The organism is Chryseobacterium sp. GTID13, from assembly GCF_056172655.1.
The window spans coordinates 1-3732 of the sequence record NZ_JAOCMB010000008.1 but is presented as its reverse complement, the minus strand read 5'-3'; the positions used below and the strand labels follow the sequence as shown (position 1 = coordinate 3732).

Here is a 3732-nt window from a genome sequence, read left to right as displayed (position 1 = left end):
AATAAATCAAAGTCTCCAGAATTAAACACTGCGAAAAGAGGAAGTTTCAGAAAACCGGTTGTTAAAAAAGCATGGGATGATGCAAAAGACGGATCTAAAGAAGATACAAAACAATGTCCAACTTGTAAAAAAGATGTTGAAGGAAATCCACATAAAAAACAAAAGAGAAGCGGACCAAATGGTTGGGATATGAGTCACAACCCTTCTTGGAGTAGGCGAAATTTAAAAGGCAAAACAAGAAAAGAAGAACTAGACAATTATAATACAGGAGTAGAGCTGGAGTGTAAAAACTGTAATCGCTCTGCGGGTAATAACGATGAAAGATTTAAAAACAGATGAAAGTAGTTGAACATTTAGAAAAATATATTGGTGAAATATCCAGAGGTACAGAGGTTGTAGATAAAAAATACAATTTCTCAATATCTTTATACGATAACATACCTTTTGAAGGAGTAAAAACATATTCCACACTGGGAATGAATCGTTATTTTATTGATTATTATTATGAATTTATATTTGTTTGTGGAAATCAGTTTGATGAAAATGAAATAGCTTCATTTTTAACAAGTCTTTCTGAATATTTAATTGACAATAAAAAAGGAGTACGTAGGGGTGATATTTTATCATTTGATTTTACTATGACTTCAGAAACAAAAATGAATTCATTGTATTTTACTTTACCTTTCTATTTTGATGATGATTTGCAAGAACTGGAATTAGAAAACAAAGAGGTAGTTTTTCCTTTAATAATTCTAATTTATCAAGAAGAAGCAGAATTAATAAAAGAAAAAGGTTGGAATAGTTTTGAAGAATTTTTGGAAGAAAATGAAATAGATAATCTTTGGGACTTAACTAGAGAACCGTATTCATGGTAATTGTAAAAATAGTTATTTAAAATGCATCAAAAGGAAATTGAAAATGTCATAAGATTACAACCATTTGATAGATACAAGTATTTCATTAAAAAAATTGCTGATTGGGAAGTCTTTTTTACAATGATTGATAAAGAAGGCAACTATGTAACATCAGAATTGGATGGTGAAAAGCTATTTCCTTTATGGAGTGCTAAGGAGTTCGCCGAACTATGCAAAATGAATGGCTGGGAAGAATTTACAATTAAACAGTTAAATCTTGATGATTTAGAAAATGAGATTATAGACTTTATAGCAGATTCAGGTTGTCTAATTAATATTTTTCCTGTTTATGATAGAACCGGCTTTGTAGTAAGCTTGCAAGAATTCAGCAGGGATCTAAGTGAAGAGTTAAAAAACTATTCATAGAATTTAATGGAGTTAAAATCAGTGTATCATTGATACGCTGATTTTAAATAATAAAAGTACAAATGGAAAATAGAACTAAAGTTTTTTTGTGCAAGAAACTGCCGAAAAAAAGTACCAAACTGAATCATTATGGTGTAAAGCAAGTGGGGATAACTTCATTGTTGACAATATTCCTTTTATTGCAGAAAGAATTTCTCTCGGTGATACTATTGAAGTAGAATATGATGAAGATGATAAGCAGTATTATTTTGAAGATTTTGTTGAGAGTTCTGGAAATACAACCGTACGGATTTTCATCTACACAGATTATGAAAATAAAATAGAAGAAACCAGACAATGGCTTAAAGAAAATGGTTGTGATTCGGAAGTTTTCTTAGATAGAAACATAATTGCAGTCAATGTACCAGCCAATATCTCTTATAGGCCGATTAAAAAATATTTGGACGAGGGTGAAGGCAATTTTTGGTCATATGAAGAATCTTGTTTAGAACATGAATATTAGAGTCTTATGAATAATAAAGTCCTTGTAACCTATTATGATGTGAGTGAAAAAATTGCAGAAGAAAGACTGTGGATTGAGCAAAAAAATGATTCGGAATATCAAATAAAAAATATACCTTTTTTTGCACCTAATCTTGCATTTAACGACATTATCTCAGTAGAAGATGAAGATGGAGAGCTTTATTTTGAAGATCTAATTAAAGCTTCAGAACACAGTACAATACAGATTGTAATGTTTGATGGCACAAAGATAGAGGATGTTTTAAAGAGTTTAGAAGAATTAGGTTGTTCTTGGGAAGGCATGGATGATCAAACCATCATAGCTATTGATGTTCCCCCATCTGTAAATTACGCTGACGTTCAGAAATATTTGCAAAAAATGCTGACCGATAATGTTTTTGACTATAAAGAAGCATGCCTTTCTGAAACTCATCAATCTAATATTTAATGCATTGAAAGCCGCACAAAATGAATTGAGACAATATGAATAGCAAAGAAATAGAAAATGTCCTGAAGTTAGAACCTGTTAAAAGGTATGAATACTTTGTTAAGAAGGTTGCTGATTTTGAACAATTATGGACAATCGTTGATAATGAGGAAAATTTCGCTATCTCAGAGATTGATAATTTTAGTCTTATTTCGTTCTGGCCTGCTGAAGAATTTGTATCACTAGATCTTCAAGAAGGCTGGGAAGATTGTAAACCTCTTAAGTTAACATTAGATGATTTGCGAGACAACGTTTTTGATATTATTAGCACTGAAAATTATTTAATAAATGTATTTCCGGTAAATGGGAAATCAGGATTTGTAGTTGATCTTGAAGAATTTAGCAGAGATTTAAATGAAGAATTAGATAAGATTGAATAAATTGATAAAATGAATGGTTAGAAGTATGTGATAAAAAATAAAAACCACTCAATGAACCAAAAAGAAATTGAAGACATTATTTTATTAGAACCGCTTGACAGATACAAGTACTTCATAAAAAGACTTGCTGATTGGGAAGTCTTTTTTACAATGATTGATAAAGAAGGCAACTATGTAACATCAGAATTGGATGATGAGAAGCTTTTCCTTTATCGAGTGCTAAGGAGTTTGCAGAACTATGCAAAATGAATGGCTGAGAAGAGTTTTCAATTAAACAGCTAAATCTTGATGATTTAGAAAATGAGATTATAGACTTTATAGCTGATTCAGGTTGTTTAATTAATATCTTTCCTGTCTATGATAGAACTGGCTTTGTAGTAAACTTGCAGGAGTTTAATAGGGATTTAAGTGAAGAGCTGAAAAACTACTCATGAAGATAAATTAGAATTAGCGTACCAATTATGGTATGCTAATTCTTAACTAAACACGTGACACTACCTATTAAATATTAAACTGATTGATCCATCATCAGCATCCTAGCTTTAATACCTAGATGAATAATGACTTATAAAGAATTTAGTAAACAAAGGCTATCGACCTAAATCCTAAAAATGCGATAGCTTATGTTCATAGGGGTAGTTTCGAGGTTGAATTCAAGTTGGGAGACGAAGCCTGTAAAGACTTTCACAAGGCACAAGATTTAGGATACAGTACCAAAAGTTATATCAACGCTTATTGTACTGGTGGAAATTGAATTGCTGATAATATTATTCTTTAACACGGCGGTATAAAAAAAATTATAGGTTATCGCCTGAATTAAAGGATAGTTCTTTGGATAAATTTTATATGAAAACTTTGGAATCTGTTAGAATTGCAGAAGAGGTCTTAATTAATGTATAAAGATTCGGAACAAATTAAGGTATTGACTTCAGTGCTTTAGCTTATGAAATCAAAATTTAAACTATAAGTATTCCTGATAACTGACAGCTTAAATAAGATATAGAATAATTAAGTCTGAATTATTTACAGCCCGGCACGAAATTTTTTCGGCCGGGTTTAATTATTTGGGGACTGAAATAATAAA

At 30.8% G+C, this 3732-nt stretch carries 7 protein-coding genes; all 7 read left to right on the top strand.

Annotation, left to right across the window (positions count from 1 at the left end; genetic code table 11):
* The coding region (locus N4G44_RS23340) for a GH-E family nuclease (protein ID WP_474930134.1) at positions 1-339 on the top strand (339 nt) is incomplete at its 5' end.
* On the top strand, positions 336-875 hold the full coding sequence (locus tag N4G44_RS23335; protein ID WP_474930133.1) for a suppressor of fused domain protein: 540 nt from the start codon (positions 336-338) through the stop codon (positions 873-875). The genes N4G44_RS23340 and N4G44_RS23335, both read left to right, overlap by 4 nt.
* Positions 876-896: 21 nt before the next feature.
* Positions 897-1280: a DUF2750 domain-containing protein gene (locus N4G44_RS23330; RefSeq protein ID WP_474930132.1), complete on the top strand. Its 384-nt coding sequence runs from the start codon at positions 897-899 to the stop codon at positions 1278-1280.
* Positions 1281-1368: 88 nt separating this feature from the next.
* Complete coding sequence (locus N4G44_RS23325; protein ID WP_474930131.1) at positions 1369-1782, top strand: DUF4265 domain-containing protein; 414 nt, start codon at positions 1369-1371, stop codon at positions 1780-1782.
* A 6-nt stretch (positions 1783-1788) separates the two neighbouring features.
* A complete protein-coding gene (locus N4G44_RS23320; protein ID WP_474930130.1) occupies positions 1789-2229 on the top strand; it encodes a DUF4265 domain-containing protein in 441 nt (146 codons plus the stop codon).
* 35 nt (positions 2230-2264) lie between these two features.
* Positions 2265-2648, top strand: coding sequence for a DUF2750 domain-containing protein (locus N4G44_RS23315; protein ID WP_474930129.1), 384 nt, complete (start codon positions 2265-2267; stop codon positions 2646-2648).
* Between the two features lie 51 nt (positions 2649-2699).
* Entirely contained in the window at positions 2700-2897 is a 198-nt protein-coding gene (locus N4G44_RS23310; RefSeq protein WP_474930128.1) for a hypothetical protein, read from the top strand.
* Positions 2898-3732 lie beyond the last annotated feature (835 nt).